The sequence below is a fragment of the Pseudotabrizicola sediminis genome, from assembly GCF_004745575.1.
Classification (GTDB): Bacteria; Pseudomonadota; Alphaproteobacteria; order Rhodobacterales; family Rhodobacteraceae; genus Pseudotabrizicola; species Pseudotabrizicola sediminis.
In genome coordinates, this window is sequence record NZ_RPEM01000001.1 from 207,493 (window position 1) to 230,621 (window position 23,129).

24 protein-coding genes and 1 tRNA gene are annotated in these 23,129 nt (G+C 64.2%); 10 read left to right on the forward strand and 15 right to left on the reverse strand.

The window, feature by feature from the left end:
* Nucleotides 1-183: 183 nt before the first annotated feature.
* The 8 genes from EEB11_RS00955 to EEB11_RS00990 form a co-directional block, all read right to left on the reverse strand.
* Nucleotides 184-1,986 (reverse strand): ABC-F family ATP-binding cassette domain-containing protein, encoded by a 1,803-nt coding sequence (locus tag EEB11_RS00955; protein ID WP_135428544.1) that lies wholly within the window; start codon nt 1,984-1,986, stop codon nt 184-186.
* Between the two features lie 154 nt (nt 1,987-2,140).
* The gene (locus EEB11_RS00960) at nt 2,141-2,929 is read right to left on the reverse strand and encodes an SseB family protein (protein ID WP_135428546.1); all 789 of its coding nucleotides are present in this window, start codon (nt 2,927-2,929) and stop codon (nt 2,141-2,143) included.
* A 1-nt stretch (nt 2,930) separates the two neighbouring features.
* Nucleotides 2,931-3,545, reverse strand: coding sequence for a uracil-DNA glycosylase family protein (locus tag EEB11_RS00965; protein ID WP_245298720.1), 615 nt, complete (start codon nt 3,543-3,545; stop codon nt 2,931-2,933).
* Nucleotides 3,512-4,585, reverse strand: a complete 1,074-nt coding sequence (locus EEB11_RS00970) for an ABC transporter ATP-binding protein (RefSeq protein ID WP_135428853.1) — start codon at nt 4,583-4,585, stop codon at nt 3,512-3,514. Before EEB11_RS00970 ends, EEB11_RS00965 begins: the two co-directional genes overlap by 34 nt.
* 32 nt (nt 4,586-4,617) lie before the next feature.
* Nucleotides 4,618-5,424, reverse strand: a complete 807-nt coding sequence (locus tag EEB11_RS00975) for an ABC transporter permease (RefSeq protein ID WP_135428548.1) — start codon at nt 5,422-5,424, stop codon at nt 4,618-4,620.
* 10 nt (nt 5,425-5,434) lie between these two features.
* Nucleotides 5,435-6,316, reverse strand: coding sequence for an ABC transporter permease (locus EEB11_RS00980; protein WP_135428550.1), 882 nt, complete (start codon nt 6,314-6,316; stop codon nt 5,435-5,437).
* A 164-nt stretch (nt 6,317-6,480) separates the two neighbouring features.
* A complete protein-coding gene (locus tag EEB11_RS00985; RefSeq protein WP_135428552.1) occupies nt 6,481-6,735 on the reverse strand; it encodes a hypothetical protein in 255 nt (84 codons plus the stop codon).
* Nucleotides 6,736-6,947: 212 nt separating this feature from the next.
* Nucleotides 6,948-8,351, reverse strand: a complete 1,404-nt coding sequence (locus tag EEB11_RS00990; RefSeq protein ID WP_135428554.1) for an aminotransferase-like domain-containing protein — start codon at nt 8,349-8,351, stop codon at nt 6,948-6,950.
* Between the two features lie 102 nt (nt 8,352-8,453).
* On the opposite strand from EEB11_RS00990, the gene EEB11_RS00995 reads away from it, so the two are divergent.
* Nucleotides 8,454-8,666: a DUF1127 domain-containing protein gene (locus EEB11_RS00995; protein ID WP_135428555.1), complete on the forward strand. Its 213-nt coding sequence runs from the start codon at nt 8,454-8,456 to the stop codon at nt 8,664-8,666.
* 209 nt (nt 8,667-8,875) lie between these two features.
* On the opposite strand, the gene rpsI is transcribed toward EEB11_RS00995, so the two are convergent.
* The 3 genes from rpsI to EEB11_RS01010 form a co-directional block, all read right to left on the reverse strand.
* Nucleotides 8,876-9,370, reverse strand: coding sequence for a 30S ribosomal protein S9 (gene rpsI / locus EEB11_RS01000; RefSeq protein ID WP_135428556.1), 495 nt, complete (start codon nt 9,368-9,370; stop codon nt 8,876-8,878).
* 2 nt (nt 9,371-9,372) lie between these two features.
* The gene (gene rplM / locus EEB11_RS01005) at nt 9,373-9,837 is read right to left on the reverse strand and encodes a 50S ribosomal protein L13 (RefSeq protein WP_135428557.1); all 465 of its coding nucleotides are present in this window, start codon (nt 9,835-9,837) and stop codon (nt 9,373-9,375) included.
* A gap of 142 nt (nt 9,838-9,979) precedes the next feature.
* Entirely contained in the window at nt 9,980-10,726 is a 747-nt protein-coding gene (locus EEB11_RS01010) for a GNAT family N-acetyltransferase (RefSeq protein ID WP_135428854.1), read from the reverse strand.
* Between the two features lie 129 nt (nt 10,727-10,855).
* On the opposite strand from EEB11_RS01010, the gene msrB reads away from it, so the two are divergent.
* Complete coding sequence (gene msrB, locus EEB11_RS01015; RefSeq protein WP_135428558.1) at nt 10,856-11,251, forward strand: peptide-methionine (R)-S-oxide reductase MsrB; 396 nt, start codon at nt 10,856-10,858, stop codon at nt 11,249-11,251.
* 24 nt (nt 11,252-11,275) lie between these two features.
* On the opposite strand, the gene EEB11_RS01020 is transcribed toward msrB, so the two are convergent.
* The gene (locus tag EEB11_RS01020) at nt 11,276-11,755 is read right to left on the reverse strand and encodes an outer membrane protein assembly factor BamE (protein WP_135428559.1); all 480 of its coding nucleotides are present in this window, start codon (nt 11,753-11,755) and stop codon (nt 11,276-11,278) included.
* 224 nt (nt 11,756-11,979) lie between these two features.
* On the opposite strand from EEB11_RS01020, the gene EEB11_RS01025 reads away from it, so the two are divergent.
* The 8 genes from EEB11_RS01025 (at nt 11,980) to EEB11_RS01060 (ending at nt 17,849) form a co-directional block, all read left to right on the forward strand.
* Nucleotides 11,980-12,579 (forward strand): YceD family protein, encoded by a 600-nt coding sequence (locus EEB11_RS01025; protein WP_135428560.1) that lies wholly within the window; start codon nt 11,980-11,982, stop codon nt 12,577-12,579.
* A 182-nt stretch (nt 12,580-12,761) separates the two neighbouring features.
* The gene (gene rpmF, locus EEB11_RS01030) at nt 12,762-12,968 is read left to right on the forward strand and encodes a 50S ribosomal protein L32 (protein WP_103333526.1); all 207 of its coding nucleotides are present in this window, start codon (nt 12,762-12,764) and stop codon (nt 12,966-12,968) included.
* A gap of 28 nt (nt 12,969-12,996) precedes the next feature.
* Nucleotides 12,997-14,157: a phosphate acyltransferase PlsX gene (gene plsX / locus EEB11_RS01035; protein ID WP_135428561.1), complete on the forward strand. Its 1,161-nt coding sequence runs from the start codon at nt 12,997-12,999 to the stop codon at nt 14,155-14,157.
* Entirely contained in the window at nt 14,154-15,125 is a 972-nt protein-coding gene (locus EEB11_RS01040) for a beta-ketoacyl-ACP synthase III (RefSeq protein ID WP_135428562.1), read from the forward strand. Before plsX ends, EEB11_RS01040 begins: the two co-directional genes overlap by 4 nt.
* Before the next feature lie 102 nt (nt 15,126-15,227).
* A complete protein-coding gene (gene ihfA / locus EEB11_RS01045) occupies nt 15,228-15,530 on the forward strand; it encodes an integration host factor subunit alpha (protein ID WP_135428563.1) in 303 nt (100 codons plus the stop codon).
* A 27-nt stretch (nt 15,531-15,557) separates the two neighbouring features.
* Entirely contained in the window at nt 15,558-16,547 is a 990-nt protein-coding gene (locus EEB11_RS01050; RefSeq protein WP_135428564.1) for a MerR family transcriptional regulator, read from the forward strand.
* Between the two features lie 78 nt (nt 16,548-16,625).
* Nucleotides 16,626-16,703 (forward strand) — tRNA-Pro (locus tag EEB11_RS01055).
* 75 nt (nt 16,704-16,778) lie between these two features.
* Nucleotides 16,779-17,849: a 2'-deoxycytidine 5'-triphosphate deaminase gene (locus EEB11_RS01060; protein ID WP_135428855.1), complete on the forward strand. Its 1,071-nt coding sequence runs from the start codon at nt 16,779-16,781 to the stop codon at nt 17,847-17,849.
* A 31-nt stretch (nt 17,850-17,880) separates the two neighbouring features.
* Here the strand turns inward: EEB11_RS01060 and EEB11_RS01065 are convergent, their stop codons facing one another.
* Genes EEB11_RS01065 through glgA form a run of 3 tightly spaced genes read right to left on the reverse strand, consistent with a single transcriptional unit; the run spans nt 17,881 to nt 23,050 of the window.
* A complete protein-coding gene (locus EEB11_RS01065; RefSeq protein WP_135428565.1) occupies nt 17,881-19,506 on the reverse strand; it encodes an alpha-D-glucose phosphate-specific phosphoglucomutase in 1,626 nt (541 codons plus the stop codon).
* On the reverse strand, nt 19,503-21,629 hold the full coding sequence (gene glgX / locus EEB11_RS01070; RefSeq protein ID WP_280950238.1) for a glycogen debranching protein GlgX: 2,127 nt from the start codon (nt 21,627-21,629) through the stop codon (nt 19,503-19,505). The genes EEB11_RS01065 and glgX overlap by 4 nt, the downstream gene beginning before the upstream one ends.
* Complete coding sequence (gene glgA, locus EEB11_RS01075) at nt 21,626-23,050, reverse strand: glycogen synthase GlgA (protein WP_135428566.1); 1,425 nt, start codon at nt 23,048-23,050, stop codon at nt 21,626-21,628. Before glgA ends, glgX begins: the two co-directional genes overlap by 4 nt.
* Nucleotides 23,051-23,129: the final 79 nt, after the last annotated feature.

The following is a 23,129-nucleotide window of genomic DNA, read 5'->3' on the forward strand; positions in this document are numbered from 1 at the left end:
GCGCGGGGTCTGGCAACGGTCCTCAGCTTCGGGATGTTGACAAGAGCCGCGCGACCAAAGGTCAGCGGGGAATGCAGCAGCGAATGATGCACATCATTGTCATGCGCCATCCATAGCGCCGTGCCCGCGCCGCGCCAAGCCCTTTTCGCGCGCGCGCTGTCCGGCGCAGGGTGCCGCCGGGGCTTACGCCCGCTCTTCCAGCGCCAGCCATTCGGCCTCGGCGCTTTGCAGGGCGATCTGGCGTTCGGTCAGCGCCTCGGTGCCCTTTTTGAACTTGACCGGGTCTTTGGAATACAGATCCGGCACTGCCAGAAACTCTTCCAGCTTCACGATCTCTGCCTCCAGCCGCGCGATGATCGGCGGCAGATCATCCAGCCGCTTGCGCTCGGTGAACGACAGCCCGGTGTTCTTCGACGGCTTGGCCTGCTCGCGCGCGGGCGCAGCCTTGCCCGCAGCCTTGGCAGCGGCGGCCATCGCCTCGGGGCGTTGTGCTGCATAATCCGACCAGCCACCGGGGTATGCGGTGGCCCGGCCATTGCCTTCCATCGCCACTGTGGCGGTGGCAATCCGGTCGATGAAATCGCGGTCGTGGCTGACCAGCAGCACGGTGCCGTCATATTCGCCCAGCACATCCTGCAACAAGTCCAGCGTTTCCACATCCAGATCGTTGGTCGGTTCGTCCAGAATCAGCAGGTTCGACGGCCGCGCCATCAACTTGGCCAGCAACAGCCGCGCCTTTTCGCCGCCCGACAGGCTGCGCACCGGCGCGCGCACCTGCCGCTCGTCAAACAGGAAGTCCTTCAGATACGCCACCACATGCTTGGGGTTGCCACGCACCATCACCTGATCGGACGCGCCCGACACCGCCATCAGCGGATCACCGGTCAGGTTTTCCCACAGCGTCGCATCGGGGGCCAGCTGCGCGCGGGTCTGGTCGAACACCGCAATTTCAAGATTGGTGCCAAGGATCACCGACCCCGCATCGGGTGCCACTTCCCCGGTCAGCATCTTCAAAAGCGTGGTCTTGCCCACCCCGTTCGGGCCGACAAAGGCCACCCTATCACCGCGCAGCACGCGCAGATCGAAGCCTTCCAGAATGGTCTTGTCGCCAAACCACTTGCCAATACCCTTGGCCTCGATCACCCGCTTGCCGCTGGTGGTGCCCGATTCCATCTCCAGCGCTGCCGTGCCCTGGCGGCGGATCTGGGCCCCGCGCTCTTCGCGCAACGCCGCCAGCGCCCGCACCCGGCCCTGATTGCGCTTGCGGCGGGCCGAAATCCCCTCGACCGCCCATTTGGCCTCGGCCTTGATCTTGCGGTCCAACTTGTGGCGGGCGTCGTCTTCTTCGGCCCAGACGGTTTCGCGCCATTCCTCGAACCCGTCAAACCCGCTTTCGCGCCGGCGCACCTCGCCCCGGTCGATCCACTGCGTTGCGCGTGTCAGCGCGCGCAGAAAGGTCCGGTCGTGGCTGATCAGCACAAAGGCCGTCCGCGTGCCAGTCAGCTCCGCTTCCAGCCACTCGATCGCCTGAATGTCCAAATGGTTGGTCGGCTCGTCCAGCAGCATCAGCTCGGGTGCTTCGGCCAGCAGCTTGGCCAGGGCCGCCCGCCGCCGCTCGCCGCCCGATGCGGTGGCCACAGGCGTCTCGGGGTTGAACTTCAACCCTTCGGCCACCATTGCCACGCGGTATTCCTCGCCGATCTCCAGCTTGCTGGCGGCAAAATCGCCAAGCGTCTCGAACCCCGACAGATCCGGATCCTGCTCCATATAGCCGACACTCACGCCCGGCGACACCACCCGCGTGCCCCGGTCCACCTCGACCAGCCCGGCCATCACCTTCAACAGGGTGGATTTGCCCGAGCCATTGCGCCCCACAAGCGCCACCCGGTCGCCGGGCTGAACCACCAGCGACAGGTTGTCGAACACAGGGTTCCCGCCAAAGGTCAGCGAGATATCGGAGAGTTGTAAAAGGGGTGCGCGTGCCATGCGCCGTCAGGTATGCGGGCAACCCGGCGGCGTCAAGTCACCAGATGCCCGCAGCCCCGACCCGTCACCACCCGTGCCATTTTCAGTCACTGAATATCCCACGGGGGGCGCCACTGGTTCAAGCCCAGTGGCGACGGGTGTGCACCCCCCCCGGCTACACCAGCCGCGGCGGGCGCTTGGGGTCCATGCCGGGGGCCGACCCTGGAACCGTGCGCGCCTCTGGTTCAGGCAGATCAAACCGCAGCGCCACCCGCGCCATCGCCGCCACCGCCGGGTCTGCCGAGTGCAAAAACGCCACGTCCAGCTCCCCGGCCTCGATCCCGGAAAACACCAGTGCCTCGGATGCTGCCCGCGCCAGTGCGCCTTGTGCCCCATCGGCCACGTCCAGAAACGCCAGCATATGCCCGCGCCGCCCGCCGCGATAGGTGACGGCGGCCAGCAGCGCGCCCGATGCCAGCCCCGCCGCACGGGCCAGTTTGGCATCCAGCCCGGTCACCAACGCTTCGGGCACGGCAGGCGCGTGAAACTGCTCAGGCAGCGCCTGCACCTCTTCGGGGGACTCGTCCAGCGTTTCAGCCAGCCAGTCCATGGCTTCTGGCGGCAGCAGCATCTCCGACCGCCCGACGCCAAGGTTCACCCCAAGGCCAATGCCCTGCCCTTTCAAGAGCCCGGCAATCACCCGGCCCGGCAATGCTGCATAGGGCGCGATGCCCCCGGTGAACCCGGCCAGCCGCTCTTCGCGGTCGAACACCAGCACGAACCGCCCGTCTTCCAGATCGAACACCTTGGGGTCCAGCGTCTCGCCTTGCGCCTCGCGCTCCAAGAGCAGGAACATCTCGCCATCCGCCAACCGCTCGAAGAACCGCAGGCGCAGCGCCTCGTTGTCGGGGTCGGCATGTACGGCGGCATGGGCGGCATCCAGCAGGCTTACAATCTCGGACATCTCATCTCTCCATCACCCGCGCGACTGCGCGGCGCAGCGCGGGCACCAGCTCGGCGTCAAACCAAGGGTTGCGTTTCAGCCACCCGGTATTGCGCCAGGACGGGTGGGGCAAGGGAAAGATGCCATTGGCGGCGTGTCTGCGCCAATCCGCCACCGTATCTGTGACGTTGCCCGCGCCAAGATGCCAGCGCATCGCCGCCCCGCCCACCAGCAGCGTCAGGCGCACATCGGGCAAGGTGTCCATTACCCGCGCCCGCCATGTCGCCGCACAGATCGCGGGCGGCGGCAGGTCAGACCCGCGTGCATCATAGCCCGGAAAGCAGAAGGCCATCGGCACGATTCCCACGCGGGTTAGATCGTAAAATTCCTCCGCCGACAGCCCCGTCCAATCGCGCAAGCGGTCTCCCGATGGGTCGGTGAACGGCTGGCCCGAGGCATGGACCCGCGCCCCCGGTGCCTGCCCGGCAATCAGCAACCGCGCCGTGGGGCGGAACCACACCACCGGGCGCGGAGCATGTGCGGTTGCGGTTGCCGCAAAGCGCTCGGCACAGATCCGGCAGGCGGAAATCTCGTCGCAAAGGCTCAGCGGAACAGAACCAGCGCGCTCGCGCTCCACGCCACATCCACCTTGCTGCCGACCTCCAAAATGGGCCGCCCCGGCGTGTTGCGCATCGACAGCCGCACCTCGACATCGGTGCCGCCCAGATAGACGTCGTAATAGGTCATGTCGCCGAAATAGATCACCTCGTCGATCACCCCGTCCACCGTGCGTTCGGTGGTGGTCTGGCCGGGATACATCAGCGTCAGCGTCTCGGGGCGCAGGCCGACCATGGGGCTGTCGCCTTGGCCTGCCGGGCATTGGTCGGCGTCCAGCAGCGCACGGCCCAGACCCTTGGCCTCGACCTCGATCTGGCCGCCAGTCTCGCCGATCACAACCGCCGGGATGAAGTTCATCGTGCCGATGAAATCCGCAACCTTCTTTGAATTGGGGCGGCGATACAAAGTCTCCGGGTCGGCCAGCTGCGCAATCTCGCCCTCAAACATCACGGCGATGCGGTCCGACATGACCAGCGCTTCTTCCTGGTCATGGGTCACCAGCACAAAGGTGATGCCAACCTGCCGTTGCAGCTTGATCAGCTCTACCTGCATATGTTCGCGCATTTTCTTATCAAGTGCGCTCAAAGGCTCGTCCAGCAACAAGACTTTCGGTTTCAGGATCAGCGCACGGGCCAGTGCCACCCGCTGCCGCTGCCCGCCCGACAGCGCATGGGCCGCGCGCGCGCCATAGCCTTTCAGGCCGACCATCTCCAACGCGTCCTCGACCGCACGCGCCTTTTCCGCCGCAGATCGCGGGTCGCGGCGCAGGCCAAAGCCCACGTTCTCGCCCACGCTCATATGCGGGAAAATCGCGTAGGACTGGAACACCATATTGGTCGGCCGCTTGTTGGCCGCCACCCGCGCCATATCCTTGCCGTCGATCAGCACCGCGCCGCCATCGATGCCCTCAAAACCCGCAATCGTGCGCAAAAGCGTGGTCTTGCCGCAGCCCGAAGGCCCCAGCAGCGAGAAAAACTCGCCCGCGCGGATGGTGCCACTGATCCCGCGCAGCGCGTGGTAATCGCCGTAGTATTTGTGGACGTCGCGGAATTCGATCATGGTCGAATTTGGAGGGACGGGTTTGGCGCTGCTCACAAAAAGCCTCCGGTATCCTTGCCGCCGGTCTTCGCGATGCCGCGCCGGCGGAAAAATTCTGCGATGGAAAGAAGGATCACCGACACCAGCACCAGAATGGTGCCAAGCGCCAGCATGGCGGGAACCTTGGCCGGAAAGCGGAACTGGCCATAGATATAGGACGACAGCACCGTATCGGCCCCGGCAAGGAAATAGGCGATGATGAACTCGTCCAGAGAAATGGTGAAACAGATCAGCAAGGACGAAATGATGCCGGGCGCCACCAGCGGCAGGATGATCAACCGGAAGGTCGACACCGGCCCCTCGCCCAGATCATAGGCCGCTTCCTCCAGCGATTTGTCGAGCGACTGGAATGCCGAAGACAGGATCGCAACGGCAAACGGCGTGGTGATCAGCACATGGCCCAGAATGACGGTAAAGATCGACAACGGCACCGATATCGCCAGCAAAACCACCAGCAGCGACATTGCCACGATCATTTCGGGCAGCACCAAGGGCAGCATGATCAGCCCCACCAACCCGCCCTTGCCGGGAAAGGAGTACCGCGTGCTGGCCCGCGCGCCGAAGACGCCCAGCACGGTGGCAATCACCGCCGTAGAGCCGGAAATCACCAGCGAATTGCGCAGCGCCTGCCACAACTGCCGGTCGGCCCACATTTCGGTAAACCAGTTCGTCGTGAAGCCCGACAGCGGAAAGGCGATGATCCGGCTGTCATTGAACGCAAAAATCGGCAACAGCACGATCGGCGCATAAAGAAAGATCAGATAGCCGATGGCATAGGCGCGCAAGCCCCGAGCTTTCATGGTCACACCCCTATTTTGCCGGCCCAAGGAAGCGCCGGTTCACCATCACAAAGGCCACCGACAAGATCGCCACAATCACCATGGCCGACACCGCAATGGCCGACCCCAGCGGCTTGTTGTTGATCTTGAGCATCTGCACCTCCATCAGATTGGCAATCATCGGCAATTTGCCGCCGCCAATCAAATCGGGCGTCACATAGTCACCAATCGTGGGGATGAACACGATCAGCGTGGCGGCAATCACGCCCCCCATCGACAGCGGCAAGGTCACCCGCCAGAAGGTGCGCAACCGCGACTCGCCCAGATCCTGCCCCGCCTCCAGCAGGCTGCGGTCGATCTTTTCCAGCGCCACGAAGATCGGCAAAATGGCAAAGGGCGCATAGGCATGCGCCAGCGTCACAACCAAAGCGCCGACGTTGTAGTTGATCCATGTCAGCGGCTCATCAATGATGCCGATGCCCAACAGGCCCGAATTGATCACCCCGTTGTAGCCAAGGATCACCTTCCACAAAAACACCCGGATCAGATAGCTGGTCCAGAACGGAATGGTGATCAGAAACAGCCAGAGAGACTTTTTCGACGGTTGCACATGAAAGCTGACGAAATAGGCAATCGGGTAGGCAATCGCCACCGTCACCACCGTCACCGACAGCGCCACCAGAAGCGAACGCAGCATGATTGCCCGGTACACCGGACCGGTCCAGACCTCGATATAATTGGCAAGCGTGAAATCCCAGGTGATCACCCCGCGCCCGCCGGTCAGCAGCGAATACAGCACCACCGTGCCAAGCGGGGCCGCCAGCAACAGCACTGCATAAAGCGCTGTCGGGCTGATCAGCATCAGGCCGGAACGCGCCTCGGACCGGCCAAGCACGGATGTCGTTTTTGCCATGTCACCCCCTGTTGCGCCCGCCCCGATCTGACGGCTTTGCTGCTGTGCCGCAGCTTTGATCAAAACTTAGTCACAAGCTTGGAAGACTGGCAAGAGCCCTTGTGCCGCCAATAAAAAAAGCCGGAGCAACGGCCCGGCCTTGCACAACTTCAAGGCACCAAGCCCTAGCCCGTGATCCGCTCAATCGCAATCGCGCGCTTTTTCAGCTCATCATACAGCGATGGCACCACCCTTAGCGAGCCAACCGCCGCGCGCAGGGCTTCTGACAAGCGCGCCTCATTCGGGGTGCTGGACACCCGCCACACCATGCGCCGCGCCACGCCATCGTCATAGACGATCTCTGTCGTGCCGGCGCGCGTGCGAAATCCCAGAAAATCAGCCCCGCCATGCGGGGCATGGAACGTGGTTTGCTGTCCCATGAAGGGCCTGTCCTGTCTTTTTTTTGGTGCATGTCGTTGCATGCGTCTGCTCGTTATAGGCAACAGGTGCGGCCATGCTGTGGCAGGCGTCAAGACACAGCCGCGTGAAGGAAAAAACGCGCGCTCCGCTTGCCGCAAAAGCGAGTCATCCGCGCAACAGCCGCCGCAAACCGGCCATCCCCGCGCCGCAATTCCGCCACAGTTTGCCGAGGTCAGACCATCAGCTCTGCCGGGGGTTGCGCCAGCAGCCGGGCCAGCCGGCTGATTCCATCGCGGAACCGTTCGGTAGACACGTTGCCCGCCAGCGCCACCCGCACCGCATTGGGCGCGCGACCATGGATCAGCGCATATTCATCGGCAGATCGTATCATCACCCCCGCACTTTCTGCATGGCTGCAAAAACTGCTCGCCCGCCAGCCCGAGGGCAGGCGCAGAAAAATGAACTGCAGCCCCGGTTGCCAGCTCAGGTCAAACGCCCCCAGCGCATTGACCGCAAACTGCAACCGCCGCTCCAGCTCTTCCTGCACCAGCCCGCGCAGGCGCACGCCTTCACCCGATTGCAACAAGTGCAGCACAATCGCCTCGATCGGGCGCGACAGCGCGAAAAACTGGTGCTGCGCGGTCAGGCGCCCGGTCGGGCCCATGCCGGTGGGCGCCACCATATAGCCAAAGCGCAAGCCCGCCGAGATGGTCTTTGACAGGCTGCCCACATGCCAGACCCGCTCGGGCGCCAGCGCCCGCATCGATGGCAGGGTGGTGGTGGCCACCGAATAGCAGTCGTCATCAATGATCTGCAGATCATAGCGCCGCGCAATCTCAACGATTCTCTGCCGCCGTTCCAGCCCCATCCGCACCGTGGTCGGGTTCTGCGCCTCGGTCGTCAGGCACAGCACCTGCGCGCCATGGCGGCGGCAGGCGTGTTCCAGCGCCTGCGGCACAATCCCCTCACCGTCGATTTCGACGGCCACCACTTCGGCACGGCTCAGGCGGGCGGCGTGGCGGAACCCAGGGTAGGCCAGTTCCTCGGTCAGCACCACCGGCCTGTCGCCGCGCAGGCAGCACATGAACACAAGGTTGATCGCATTCTGCCCGCCATGGGCCAGTACAATGTCATCCGCCGTGACCGGACCCAACACCCGGTCGGATACCCAGCCACAGATTGCCGCGCGCAACGGCAGTTCTGCCTGCTGGCTTGGATAGTCGATCCAGTCGGTATCATCATCGCCGCCCAGCGTCAGCAACGCCGCCGCAATCGCCGCGCCCTGCCCCACATCTGGCAGGATCGGCGCCCGCAGATCGACCTTGCCTTGCAACCGCGCAGGTTCGCGGTCGACAAACAGCTCTTGCGTCGGCCCCAGACGCGGCGCACTGGCCGCCACAAAGGTGCCCCGGCCCACGGTCGCCGCCAGCATCCCCTCTTGCGTGGCCAGAGAATAGGCCCGCGCCACCGTGCCCGGCGTCACCTTCAGCTGCCAGGCCAGTTCCCGCACCGTAGGCAATTGTGCGCCTGTTTCCAGCTCACCCGACCGGATTGACTCGCGCAAGGCCCGGGTCAGGGCCAGATATTTGGGACCATCCGCATCGGACAGTTTGGGAAGCCATATTGTATCAGCCACAATGTTCCTCTGGCGTCGGAGACTCAACCTTTGTACCGTTATCATATGGCGGATTGTGCCATTGTATCAATACAAATTCTTAACGCTGTAAAGGAATGCGTCATGTCTCCCGTCGAAACGCTGGTCTTCCGCCCCGCCTCCCTCCCCCCGCTGTCGCGGCTGGTGTTGGCCGCCGCGGTCCGCGTGGTGAAGTGGGAGAGTTTGCGGCGCACCCGAAACGATCTCAAACGGCTTGACCGGCATCTGCTGCGCGACGTGGGCATTGACCCGCTGACGGCACAGGCCGAGGCCAGCCGCCGGTTCTGGCAGGACTGAGCCTTCCGCATTGCTCCCGAGTTTTCCCCGACTGGGCCGGATTTATCCGGCCCTTTTTTTGCGTGACAGGTGCCTGACAAAGTGAAGAAAAATCTGACCTTCCAAAGGCAAGCCGTAGATATCAAATGACCCGCAAGCCCTGCAACACAGCGGGCACACGCAAAAAGGCCCGCCAGATGGCGGGCCTTTCCAAAACCGGTGTCGAAAGCTCAGCGCTTCGAGAACTGGAAGGATTTACGGGCTTTCGCCTTGCCATACTTCTTCCGTTCCACCACGCGGCTGTCGCGGGTCAGGAAGCCGGCGGCTTTCAATGCGCCGCGCAGGCCGGGTTCGTACAGCTGCAGAGCCTTGGAGATACCGTGCTTCACGGCCCCCGCCTGCCCTGACAGACCGCCGCCAACCACGGTGGCCATCACGTCGAACTGGCCTTCCACGTTTGCAATGGTGAAGGGCTGCTTCAGGATCATCTGCAGAACCGGACGGGCGAAATAGGCCGCCATTTCCTTGCCGTTCACAGTGACCTTGCCGGTGCCGGGCTTGACCCAGACGCGGGCAACCGCGTTCTTGCGCTTGCCGGTCGCATAGGACCGACCCAGTGCGTCACGCACAGCCACACGCGGTGCGGCCATCGGGGTGCCGGGGGCATCCGCGGTGGAACCGGACACGGCCGATTTCAGATCGTCGAGGGATTTGATGTCAGCCATGATCACGCGCTCCGGGTGTTCTTGGGGTTCAGCGCGCCAACGTCAAGGACGGTGGGCTGCTGAGCTTCATGCGGATGCTCGGTCCCGGCATAGACGCGCAGATTGGTCATCTGCTGGCGGCCAAGACGGTTGCGGGTGATCATACGCTCGACGGCCTTGATCACCACACGCTCGGGGTGATTGCCTTCCAGCACCTGCCGCGCGGTGCGCTGCTTGATGCCGCCCGGGTGGCCGGTGTGCCAGTAATAGATCTTGTCGGCACGCTTGTTGCCGGTCATCTGGATCTTGTCCGCATTGATGATGATGACATTGTCACCCATATCCATGTGCGGCGTAAACGTCGGCTTGTTCTTGCCGCGCAGAATGTTGGCGACGATCGAGGCAAGGCGGCCCAGAACGATGCCTTCGGCATCGATCAGGATCCACTTTTTCTCGATGTCCGCCGGTGTAGCGGTAAAGGTTTTCATCGGTGGTGTCCCATGGAGGATAGGCAGGGGTTGCCCCCCGGTACGTCGGATGGCGGCTTATCGCGCATAGGGCGTGCAGCGTCAAGCGCAGAGACCAATATATAAACATGCAAATTCAGTGACTTGCAAAAGTGGTATTATGTTACCCCAAAGATTCCGCCGCAATCAGCCGCAGGGCGCGGGCGCGGGCCGGGGGGATGGTGCTGATGTCCACCCCCGTCAGCACATGCAGCGTGTCAAGGTCGCGGTCGATCACGGCGTGGTCGCTGACCCAGCCCCCCATCATCAGATAGGTGCGCAGCAAGGGCGGCATCCGGGGCGCCGCGGGTTGACCGGGGGGCGCAAGGCCCGACAGGGCGATCCGCTCAGGCGCGCGCGGGCCGGGGCGCCAGCGGTGGGGGGCCGTGCGCGTGGTCAGGGAACCAAGCGCCGCCGCGTGCCGTGCCGGATCGGCCCCGGCAAAGCTGGAACAGCCAAAGAGCAGCCCCACACCGGCGGCGTCAACCATCTGCGTCATCGCGGCCCAGGCCAGCCGCAGGATGTCCGGGTCGTGCCGGCCTGGGTCCAGGCAGAACCGCCCCATTTCAAGCATCGGGGCCGGAAACCGTTCCAGCTGTGACAGGTCATAGAATTGCGCGGCATAGGATTGCGCAATGGTGGTGCCGTCAAACATCTGCACCCGGTAGGTGGCGACCAAAGCGCCCGAAGCGCGATCTTGCACCAGCACATGCTGCGCGTGTTCGTCAAAGGCATCGGCATCACGATCTTCGCCCTCTGCCCTGCCCCGCGCCCCCCGGAACGCAAGGTAGCGCAGCCGCTGTGCCGCCGCGACCGCCTCTGCGCTGGTTGCAAGGCGCACCTCGTAAAGCCCACGCGACAAAGGCTGCATGCCGTACCCCCGACCCATGGCGTTCCCCTTCGGCCTGACCCTTGGCACCCGGACCCGCGCCCCCTAGATATACACCAGACGCCGCAGGCTGGCACGGCGATCAGCCGCACAGAACCACAGGAGATGCGTATGGACAAGGTCGTGAAATCGGAGGCCGAGTGGCAAGGGATGCTGTCGGATCTTGCCTACAAGGTCACGCGCAAACACGGGACCGAACGGGCGTTCACCCATGACAATTTTCCCAAAGAGCCGGGCACCTATCGCTGTGTCTGTTGCGATGCGCCGCTGTTCGACCAGTCCACCAAGTTCGACTCAGGCACGGGCTGGCCCAGTTTTTACGCGCCGATCAGCGCCGAACTGGTGGGCGAAACCGAAGACCGCAGCTGGTTCATGCGGCGCACCGAGGTGCATTGCAACCGCTGCGACGCGCACCTTGGCCATGTGTTTCCCGACGGGCCGGCCCCGACTGGCCTGCGCTATTGCATGAACGGCGTGGCGCTGACCTTCGAGCCCGAGGCGGACTGATCCGCCTGCCCGCCGGGCGCCGGATCAGTTGTCCAGCAGCTGTCCGGCGCTCAGGCGGCCAACGTTGGCAAACAGCTGGCCCAGCACGCTCTGGCCCTGAACGCTGCTTTCGGTCACGCGGCGCGACAAGGGCACGATCTGGCCGCGTTCCAACCCGAAGCGCTCGACATTCTGCAGCACACCGCTTTCACTGAAGGTCAGGGCGACGACCTGACGGTCGATTTCCTGCGGGGCCAGCGCACCACGCTGTTGCCAGCGGCTTTGCACATAGAACCAGCCGGTATCGTTCAGCAGACCCGAGGCAGATGGCCGCCCGACCTTGGGTGCTGCGGTGTCGCGGGTGTCTTTGCCCACCACCAGCTGCGCCAGATCGACATCGGACGGCACATAGCCGTGGTTGCGGAAGATCGGCGCGCAGGCGGTCAGCGCTGCCGCAAGACAGATGACGGCAACAAACCGAAGGGCCGCAGACCTGCGGTCGCGCTGTGCTGTCGTCCATGCCATCCGTCGTAATCCCTACCCTGCGTTCCTGCGCGACCCGGCCCAGACTGCACCTGTGGCCTTGCCAAGCGGGGTGTCGCCGCTTAGGTGCCACAGGATCAGAAACCGTCTCCTGAGGCAAAGGCTTACAGAAGGACGCGGGCCGGTTCAAGAATGGAACGCGTCTTGCCTGCGCCCAGGTCTGCTCCGATGCCTCCGGTTCCCTGTCCCCTGAAGGTGAGTCTGCCATGAAAAACCCCAGCGCCCCCGTCTCCCCGCCCGTGGCTGCGACCCCCGCCAGCCCGCCGCCGCTGAGCCAGCCGTTCCGCAGCGGTGCGCTGTCGATGCGCAAGCCGACTCGCTTTGATCTGCAACCCGATGCCGCGACCCGCACGGCGATTGCGGCAGAGCTTGGCCTGCTGTCGGTGCCCTACCTGCGCTTCAAGGGTGAGCTTCGCCCGGCCCCCAACCGTGATTTCGTGCTGGAGGCCGAGCTGACGGCGGTGCTGGATCAGCCTTGCGTCATCACCCTTGCCCCGGTCCGGGCCGAGATCACCGAAGTGGTGCGGCGGCGCTATGTCTCGGATTGGGAGGAACCCACCGGGGATGAGGTCGAGATGCCCGAGGATGACACCGCCGAAGCGATCCCCGAGGTGATTGATGTCGGTGTTGTGGCACTGGAATCGCTGGTGCTGGCCTTGCCGATGTATCCGCGCGCCGCCGGGGCGGAGCTGGGTGAGGTGGCCGCCACCCCGCCGGGCGCAGCACCGCTGCGCGACGAAGACCTCAGACCCTTTGCTTCGCTGGCAGCGCTCAAGGACAAACTGGGCGGCGGGACCGACGGATGATCAGCACTGTCCCAGATGGGGCCTGCACAATGGAGCTTGCACAATGGGGCTTGCACAGCGCCCAGATAAATGTATGTTCCGCGCCTCATTCGGGGTGTTGAAAAGCGCCCCCGGCGGCTTTGCCCGCTAGAAGAATCGTCAAGTAAAACAGGGGCATGTCCCCACTACCCAAAGGTTGCGACATGGCTGTCCCTCAGAACCGAGTCACCAAATCCAAGCGTAACATGCGTCGTGCACACGATGCACTGGTCGCTGGAAACCCCGCAGATTGCCCCAACTGTGGCGAACTGAAGCGCCCGCACCACGTCTGCGGTGCCTGTGGCCATTATGACGCCCGCGAAGTCGTGGCGACCACCAAAGACGTCGATCTGGACGAGGACGCGGCGTAAGCCGCAAGGCAACGGCGCACCCAAGCCTATGGCAAGCGGACTGCAAACTCCGGCGACAGACAGGCTTGAGGGCGAGGCTTTGCCAAACAATTCGGCTTTGACAGTCATTTCGGTCGATGCCATGGGCGGCGACAAGGGGCCGGCGGTTGTTGTCGCCGGTCTTGGTTTGTCTGCCGCCAAGCATACTGACGTCCACTTCATCCTGCATGGCGACAGTGCAACGCTGACCCCGCTTCTGGCGGCGCAACCCGGCCTGTCAGGTCGGGTCACGCTGGTTCATGCCGACCGCATCGTCACGATGAACGACAAGCCCAGTCAGGTCATGCGCCATGGAAGCGGCACATCGATGTGGTCGGCGATTGACTCGGTGAAATCCGGCGATGCGCAGGCGGCGGTGTCCTGTGGCAATACCGGCGCGCTGATGGCGGTGTCGATGCTGCGTCTGCGCAAGATTGCCGGTGTCAACCGCCCCGCCATCGCCTGCCTGTGGCCAAGCCGCAACCCCGGTGGCTTCAACCTGATGCTGGACGTCGGAGCCGGGATCGAGGCCGAGGCGGAAGATCTGTTGCAATTTGCCACCATGGGGGCGTCTTACGCCCGCAACGGGCTTGCCCTGTCCTGCCCGCGTGTCGGCTTGCTGAATGTCGGCACCGAAGAGCACAAGGGCCGGGCCGAGTTGAAAATCGCGCATGACCGCATGGTCGAGGCCGCCGATGCCGGTGGCTTTGAATTTGTCGGCTTTGTCGAAGGCGGTGATATTCCCGGCGACCGGGTGGATGTCATCGTGACCGACGGCTTTACCGGCAACATCGCGCTGAAGACCGGCGAAGGCATCGCCAAGCTGATCGCCGATTTCCTGCGCGAGGCGTTCGGGGCTGGCATCTTGTCAAAATTCGCCGCCCTTCTGGCGCTGAACTCATTGAAACGGCTGCAAAAACGCATCGACCCGCGCCGGGTGAACGGCGGGGTCTTTCTGGGGCTGAACGGCACGGTGGTGAAATCGCACGGATCGGCGGATGAAACCGGCGTGGCGGCGGCGATCGGGCTGGCCATCCAGCTGGCCCGCACCGGCTTTGTCGAGCGTTTGGCGGCGCGTGTGGCATCCACGGTCAAAAAAGTGGCCGAACAGTCTGCCGAAGAAGCCGCTGCCGGGAAAGACGAGTCCGGGAAAGATTGGGCAACATCATGACGATACGCGCCGTAGTTGCGGGCGTGGGCCATTACCTGCCCGCCCGCGTGGTTGAAAATGCCGATCTGGAGGTACTGGTCGAAACCAGCGACGCATGGATTCGCTCGCGCTCTGGCATCGAGCGGCGGCATTTCGCGGCAGAGGGCGAGATGACCTCGCATCTGGCCAGCCACGCGGCACGCGCCGCCCTGGCCGATGCCGGGCTGGTGCCGGATGACATCGACGCCATCATCGTGGCCACCTCGACCCCCGATCTGACCTTTCCTTCGGTCGCCACCATGGTTCAGGCCGAACTGCAGATGACCCAAGGCTTTGCCTTCGACATTCAGGCGGTCTGCGCCGGGTTTGTCTATGCCCTGACCACGGCCAACGGCATGATCCTTTCGGGTCAGGTCAAGCGCATTCTGGTGATCGGGGCCGAGACCTTCAGCCGCCTGATGGACTGGAATGACCGCACCACCTGCGTTCTGTTCGGCGATGGTGCGGGGGCCTTGGTGCTGGAGGCGCAGACCGGAACCGGTGCGCCGACCGACCGGGGCATTCTGGCCAGCGATCTGCATTCCGATGGCCGGTTCCGCGATCTTCTCTACGTCGATGGCGGCACCAGCACCGGCACCACCGGCCATTTGCGGATGGCGGGCAAGGAAGTGTTCCGCCATGCCGTTGAAAAGCTGGCGGAAACCGCGCATGCAAGTCTGGACAAGGCCGGTCTGACCAGTGCCGATGTCGACTGGATCGTGCCGCATCAGGCCAATATCCGCATCATCGAAGGCACCGCGAAAAAGATGCAGCTGCCGATGGCAAACGTGGTGGTGACTGTGCAGGATCACGGCAATACCTCTGCCGCATCAATTCCGCTGGCGCTGTCGGTGGGGCGCGCACGTGGCCAGATCAAGCAAGGCGATCTGATCGTGACCGAAGCCATCGGCGGCGGTCTGGCCTGGGGGTCGGTGGTTCTCCGCTGGTAGGCGGGTTAACGAAGCGCTTCAAGTGTCTGATCCAACTGTCTGATATTGACTCGCAATTCGGGACGGCGCATCCTTTGCGCCAAATGCCGGGGGGATTTGCGAATGAGCGAAAAGACACTGACCCGTATGGACCTGTCGGAAGCCGTCTTCCGAGAGGTGGGTTTAAGCCGGAATGAATCGGCGCAGCTGGTGGAAGCCGTGCTCCAACATATGTCCGACTCTCTGTCGGCGGGCGAGCAGGTGAAAATCTCGTCCTTCGGCACGTTTTCGGTGCGTGACAAATCCGCCCGCGTTGGCCGCAACCCGAAAACCGGGGATGAAGTGCCGATCAGCCCGCGCCGGGTGCTGACCTTCCGGCCGTCGCATCTGATGCGCGACCGCGTGGCAGCTGGCAAAAAGAAGTAATCCCATGACTGCAGGACCGCGCGGCGCATGACCAAATCGCCCGACGCCTTTCGCACGATTTCGGAAGTGTCCGAACTTCTGGACACACCGGCGCATGTGCTGCGGTTCTGGGAAAGCCGGTTTCCGCAGATCCGCCCGGTCAAGCGCGCCGGGGGGCGTCGCTATTACCGCCCGGCGGATGTGGCGCTGCTGACGGGGATCAAGCGCCTGCTGCACGATGATGGAATAACGATTCGCGGCGTGCAGAAAATCTTGCGCGAACAAGGCGTTCGCTACGTGTCCGGCGTGCCAGACGACGGCGCTGATGGCGAGGATGACAGCGTTCTGGATCTGGCCGGTGCGCCGCCCGAAGCCACCCCCCCCGGGACGGCAAAAACCGCCCGGATCATCCCGTTGCAGGCCCCGCCACGCGCGGCAGAGCCGGACCCGGCAGAAGATGACGCCGCCGATGACCCGCATTTCGCGGGTGCCGGCCCTGAGGAGTTTGGCCCTGATGCGGCAGAGGATGACCTGCCGGTCGATCCGCCCGACCCGGTGGCCGAGCCGCCGCCGCCTGTCATGGCCCACAGCAAGTCTGCCCCGGAAATGCCGGTGCCGCCTGCCAAAGCGCCCGGTGCGGTTGTCGAAGATCTGTTCTCGCGCCTCCCCCAGCCCCCTCTGGCCGATACCCCAGACGACCCAGTGGCAGCCGAGCCTGTGGCAGAGGCCCCGATGGCTGTCTGGGCGGATGAGGCCGATCTGTCGCCCGATATGGCCAGTGATGCGGGCACCACGGCCCCAGACCAAAGCGCCGCTGTTGTGGCGCTGCACCCCACCGCCGACACGGCGCCGCCAGCGGCGGTCGTGCCGCCGCCTGATTCCCCGCGTTCAGAATCTGGCCCGACCCTTGCTCAAAGACTTCGGGCCGTGTCATCCGACGATCTTTCCCTGGCAGACCGGCAGCGGATTGCGCACATCCGCGATCATGCCGTTGCCCTGCGGTCGCGTCTGTCCGGCCCGGCGCGGGTTCAGGGGTAAGCGCCCCATTTTTGGACAGGACCGTGATGCTTTCGTGCTTGTGCCGCCTGCGAATATCAGTATGTATCCCGGCATGTTCGGGCCGTAGCGCAGCCTGGTTAGCGCGTCCGTCTGGGGGGCGGAAGGTCGAGAGTTCGAATCTCTCCGGCCCGACCATCACCAAAACCGCCCGCTTGGCCCCGTGCCTTGCGGGCGGTTCTGTTTAAAGCATCCGGGGGGTTTGGAATGTCACTGACCGGAGTTCTTGCCGCCCAACACCTGCGCCGGATGATCGGCGATGGTGTCATCAGCGCCACCCCCGCCATCCTGCCCGAACAGGTGCAGCCCGCCAGTCTTGACCTGCGCCTGGGCACCACGGCTTACCGGGTGCGGGCGTCGTTTCTGGCAGGCAAGGGCCGCCCGGTGGCCGATCGTGTGGCGGAATTCGAGATGCACCGCGTGGACCTGACTACCGGGGCCGTTCTGGAAAAGGGCTGTGTCTATGTCATCCCGCTGATGGAACGGCTGGCCCTGCCCGCTGGGCTGTCGGCAGTGGCCAATGCCAAATCCTCGACCGGGCGGCTGGATCTGCTGACGCGTCTGATCACCGATGGCGGCACCGAATTTGACCGGATTCCAGATGGATATGATGGCCCGCTTTATGCCGAGGTGTGCCCGAGGTCATTTTCCGTGCTGGTCCGCGCCGGGCAGCGGTTGAACCAGATCCGGTTCCGCTATGGGCAGGCCGTGCTGTCTGATGCGGATCTGGCCGCGCTGCACGCGCGCGAACCGCTGGTCAACGGCACGCCGGTCATTTCCGAAGGGCTTGGGTTTTCGGTCGATTTGCGCCCCGAAACCGGTGATCTGGTCGGCTACCGCGCCAAACCCCATACCGGTGTGGTCGATCTGGACCGCATCGGCCATTATCCGGCGGCGGAGTTCTGGGAGGAAATCCGCACGCTTGAGGGCCGCATCATCCTCGACCCCGGCGCCTTCTACATTCTGGTCAGCCGCGAGGCAGTGACCATCCCCCCCGATTACGCCGCCGAAATGGCCCCCTACCTTGCGATGGTAGGCGAATTCCGCGTGCATTATGCGGGGTTCTTCGACCCTGGTTTTGGCCATGCCGCCGCAGGCGGGGCCGGGTCGCGCGGCGTGCTGGAAGTGCGCTGCCACGAGGCGCCCTTTGTGCTGGAACATGGCCAGATCGTGGGCCGTCTGGTCTATGAACGCATGGCCGAACGCCCTGACGCGCTGTATGGCGAAAAGATCGCGTCGAACTATCAAGGTCAGGGGTTGAAGCTGGCCAAGCAGTTTCGCTGACCAGCTTCAGGCTCCCTTTTGCAGGGTTGGCTCAGGTCACCACATCAGGCGCGGTGCACCCGGTAAACTCGGTCAGCCGCGCGAGGCCGTGCGCTGCGCGGATCACCGGGGCCAGCGCCTCTTGCGGGTCAAGGTCAAGCCCGTCCGGGCCGGCAGCATAGCGTTCCAGATACACGCGCAAGGTCGCCCCTTCGGTGCCGGTGCCCGACAGGCGCATCACGATGCGGCTGCTGTCGGCGAAGATGATCCGCACACCCTGTCTGGCGCTGACGGACCCATCGACCGGGTCGGTATAGGCGAAATCATCGGCGGCGGTGATGGTCATGCCCTCCACCACCTGCCCCGGCAAATCGGCCAAGGTGGCGCGCAGCGCGGTGATCATCGCATCGGCCTTGTCGGTGGCAATCGCCTCGAAATCATGGCGGCTGTAGTAGTTGCGGCCATACTTCGCCCAATGCTCGGACAGGATCTGGGCCACGGATTGCTTGCGCACGGCAAGGATGTTGAGCCACAACAGCACGGCCCAAAGCCCGTCCTTTTCGCGCACATGGTCTGACCCGGTGCCAAAGCTCTCCTCTCCGCACAGCGTCACCTTGCCCGCGTCGAGCAGGTTGCCGAAGAATTTCCACCCTGTCGGCGTTTCAAACTTCGCAATCCCCAGCGCATCGGCCACCCGGTCGGCGGCGGCCGAGGTGGGCATCGACCGCGCGACACCCGCCAGACCACGCGCATAGCCGGGGGCCAGATGGGCGTTGGCGGCCAGCACCGCCAGACTGTCGGACGGAGACACGTAAATGCCGCGCCCCACAACCATGTTGCGGTCGCCATCACCATCCGAGGCCGCGCCGAAATCGGGGGCATTGTCGCCCATCATCTCGGCCATCAGCTCATGTGCCCATGTGGGGTTCGGGTCGGGGTGCATGCCGCCAAAATCTGGCAAGGGCGTTTCATGGGTCACGGTGCCCTTCGCGGCCCCCAGACGGTTTTCCAGAATCTCCACCGCATAGGGCCCGGTCACCGCGCACATCGCATCCATCCGCATCCGGAAACCGCCCGCGAAGAGCGCGCGCAACGCAGGAAAATCGAACAGGGTTTCCATCAGCGCCGCGTAATCGCTGACCGGATCGACCACATCGACAATCATCCCGCCAAGGGTCTGCCGCCCGACCGTGTTCAGATCGACGTCCTGCGCCTCGACGATCCGGTATTCGGTAAGCTCGGTCGTGCGCTGGAACATTGCCTCGGTCACAGATTCCGGGGCCGGGCCGCCGTTGGGCATGTTGAACTTGACGCCGAAATCCTCTTCCGGCCCGCCGGGGTTGTGCGAGGCGCTCATGATGATGCCGCCATCGGTCTTGTTCAGCCGGATCAGGTGGCTGGCAGCAGGCGTGGACAGGATCGCCCCCTGCCCCACAATTACCCGTGCCGCACCATTGGCCGCCGCCATCCGCAGGATCACTTGCGCAGCGCGGTCGTTGAAATAGCGCCCGTCACCGCCCAACACGAAGGTCTTGCCAGCAGCGCCCACCACATCGAAAATCGCCTGCGTGAAGTTTTCCAGATAGTGCCGCCCCATGAAGACGGGGGTTTTCTTGCGCAGGCCGGATGTGCCCGGCTTTTGTCCGGCAATCGGTTTGGTGGCAACGGTGGTGATCATGTACTCTCTCCTTTGGCCGACCCCTCATCCGGGGCCGAACGAAACATCAGCACGGATTGCGCCGGCAGCTGGGCCGGAGCCGCTCCGCTTGTCAGATCGGTGCGCGTGCTGTCCAGCACCAGCTCCCATGTGGCAGACTTCGGCAGGCTCAGGGGCACCGCCGCGCCGCAGTTGAAATAGGCCAGCACGGCATCGGCTGACGGGTCAAAACCTTCCGCCGCCATCCGCAGTTCCACCCCCAACGCGCGAAAGGCCGGATCGTGCCAGTCCTGCGGGGTAGGATAGGTGCCATCGGGTTTCAGCCAGACCACATCCGCCAGCCCGTCTGCCGCGCGCTTGCGGGCATGCAGGAACCGCCGCTGCCGCAGCACCGGATGCGCCCGGCGCAAGGCCGCCAGACGCGCGATAAACTCAGTCAGGCCCGTGTCGGGCTGTGACCAGTCCAGCCAGGTCACCGCATTGTCCTGCGCATAGGCGTTGTTGTTGCCGCCCTGAGAATGGCCCAGCTCATCTCCTGCCAGCAGCATCGGCACGCCCTGGCTCAGCATCAGCGTGGCCAGCAGGTTGCGTTTGCGCAACGCCCGCGCCGCCTGCACGGCGGGGTCGTCGCTTGGCCCTTCGACCCCCATGTTGTCGGAATGGTTGTCGGAATGGCCATCGCGGTTGTCTTCGCCATTTGCCCAGTTGCGCTTGACGGTAAAGCTGACCAGATCCTCCAGCGTGAACCCGTCATGCGCGGTCAGGAAATTGATTGAACTGGTCGCTGACCGCCCCGAATGATCGAACTGTTCCGAACTGCCAAGCAGTCGTTTGGCCAGATCGGGCGTCATCCCCGGATCACCGCGCCAGAACCGGCGCACCCCGTCGCGGAACTGGTCGTTCCATTCATGAAACGGATGCGGATAGCCGCCCAGCTGATAGCCGCCGGGTCCGATATCCCAAGGCTCGGCAATCAGCTTGACTCGGCTCAGCACCGGGTCTTGCCGAATGGCATCAAAGAATCCGCCATTGGGGTCAAAGCCATGCGGCTCACGCCCCAGCACGGTGGCCAGATCAAAGCGAAAGCCGTCCACATGGCAGACCTCGACCCAATAGCGCAAGCTGTCCATCACCATGCGCAGCACCATTGGATGCGTCAGGTTCAGCGTGTTGCCGGTGCCGGTATCATTGACATAATGCCGCCCGCCATCGGCCAGCCGGTAATAGCTGGCGTTGTCGAGGCCCCGGTAGCACAGCGTCGGCCCGAACTGATCGCCCTCGGCGGTATGATTGTAGACCACGTCCAGAATGACCTCGATCCCGGCCGTGTGCAGGCGGCGGACCATAGTCTGAAATTCCCACAGCGCGCCCTTCGCCATATAGCGCGGCTCGGGCGCGAAGAACGCCAGCGTGTTGTAGCCCCAATGGTTGCGCAAACCCTTGGCCACCAGAAACCGGTCATCCGGAAAGGCCTGCACCGGCAGCAACTCTATCGCCGTGACCCCCAGCTTTTGCAGATGCGCGATCACCGGGTCTGACGCCAGCGCCAGATAGCTGCCCCGCAGCGGCTTGTCGACGCCGGGGTGCAGCTGGGTCAGCGCCTTGACATGCGCCTCATAGATCACCGACTCGCTGCGCGGAATGCGCGGGGCGGTGTCATCGCCCCAGGTGAAGGAGGTGTCGGTCACCACCGCCTTGGGCACGGCAAAGGCACTGTCGCGCGTGTCAAATGACAGATCGCCACGGCTGGACCCGATCTTGTAACCCATCACCGCATCAGACCAGCGCAGCCGCCCTTCCAGTGCGCGGGCATATGGGTCCAGCAGCAGCTTGTGCGGGTTGAACCGGTGCCCGCGTTCGGGTGTATAGGGCCCATGCGCGCGAAAGCCGTAAACCGTGCCCGGCGTCAGCCCGCCGACATGCATGTGCCAGATATCGCCATCGCGTTCGCGGAACGGCAGCCGCACCATCTCCTTGCGCCCGTCAGAGGAAAACAGGCACAGCTCGATCAGCGTCGCATGGGCAGAGAACACCGCAAAATTGACGCCGTCACCATCAAAACTCGCCCCCATCGGCCAGGGCCTGCCCGCCGACAGCGTATGGCCGGGCAGCCGCGCGGCCAGCGGTGTCAGCCCGGGTGTCACCCGCGCACCTTGTCATACAGCGCGGCATAGGATGCGGCAGAGGTTTCCCAGCCCACCGGATGGCTCATCGCGTTCTTTTGCATCTGCGCCCACAGCTTGGGCTGGCCATAAATCTCAACCAGCTTGGTCAGCGCTTGACCAAAGGCCAGCGCATCGGTGGGGTGGAACACCACCCCCGTCGCCACGCCTGTCGCCAGCGTGGCGGGCGAGGCCCCGATCACGGTATCGGCCAGGCCCCCGGTGGCCGCGACCACCGGCAAGGTGCCATAGCGCAAGCCATACATCTGGGTCAGCCCGCAGGGTTCAAACCGTGACGGCACCAGCACGGCGTCGGCCCCGGAAAACAACAGGTGGCTCAGCGCTTCATCATAGCCGATCTTCACCGCCACCCGGCCCGGATGCGCGTCTGCCAGCCAGCGCATCGCGTCTTCCATATCCGGATCGCCCGTTCCCAGCACCACCAGCCCGCCGCCTGCGGCAACAAAATCGGGCACCACCTGCGGCAGCAGATCAATGCCCTTCTGGTGGGTCAATCGGCTGACCACAATGGCCAGCGGCCCCGGCACATCCACCCCAAAGGCCGCGCAAAGCGCCGCCCGCGCCTGCGCCTTGCCGCCCGGTTGCTTTGCGCTGAACGGCACAGGCTCGCCTTCGGGCGACCAGACCCCGGTATCCACCCCGTTCAGGATGCCTGACACCCGCGCGGCCCGCGCCGCGATCACCCCTTGCAGCCCCATGCCGAAGTCTGCACGCATCAGCTCTGCCGCATAGGTCGGCGACACGGTGGTGATCCAGTCTGCCGTGATCAACCCGGCCTTCAGGCTGGACAAACCGCCATAATACTCCAGCCCATCAGGGTAGAACTGCTCTCCGGGCAGCCGCAATTCGTTCAGCAGCGTGACCGGCGCCCAGCCCTGAAAGGCGATGTTGTGCACCGTCATCACCGATCTGACCGCCCCCTTGCCGCGATAGGCAAGGTAGGCCGGGGCAAAGCCCGCCTGCCAGTCATGCGCGTGCAGGATATCGGGCTGCCAGCCTGCTATGCCGTCTTGCGCCAGCCGCGCAGCAACCCAGGAAAGAGCGGCAAAGCGCTGCGGATTGTCCCACCAATCGCCCCCCGGCCCACCATACGGCCCGCCCTCACGGTCAAAAAGATGCGGCGCGTCCAGCAGCAACAGGTCAATCCCGTGGAGCTTGCCCGCATAAACCGTGCCATCGCCGCCAAACAGACCCGGCTCGTGCCAGACCTCCTCCATCTGCGCGAACAAAGGGCGCAAGGCGCGGTAGGCCGGGATCAGCACCCGCATGTCCCACCCCACTGCCGCCAAAGCCGAAGGCAAGGCCCCCACCACATCGGCCAGGCCGCCGGTCTTGACGAACGGCACGCACTCCGATGCGACAGACAGAACCCGACCCTTCATCGCCACCCCTTCATCTGTTCTCAAATATCCTCGGGAGGGGTCCGGGGAGGGCAGACAGCCCTCCCCGGGGTCAGCCACC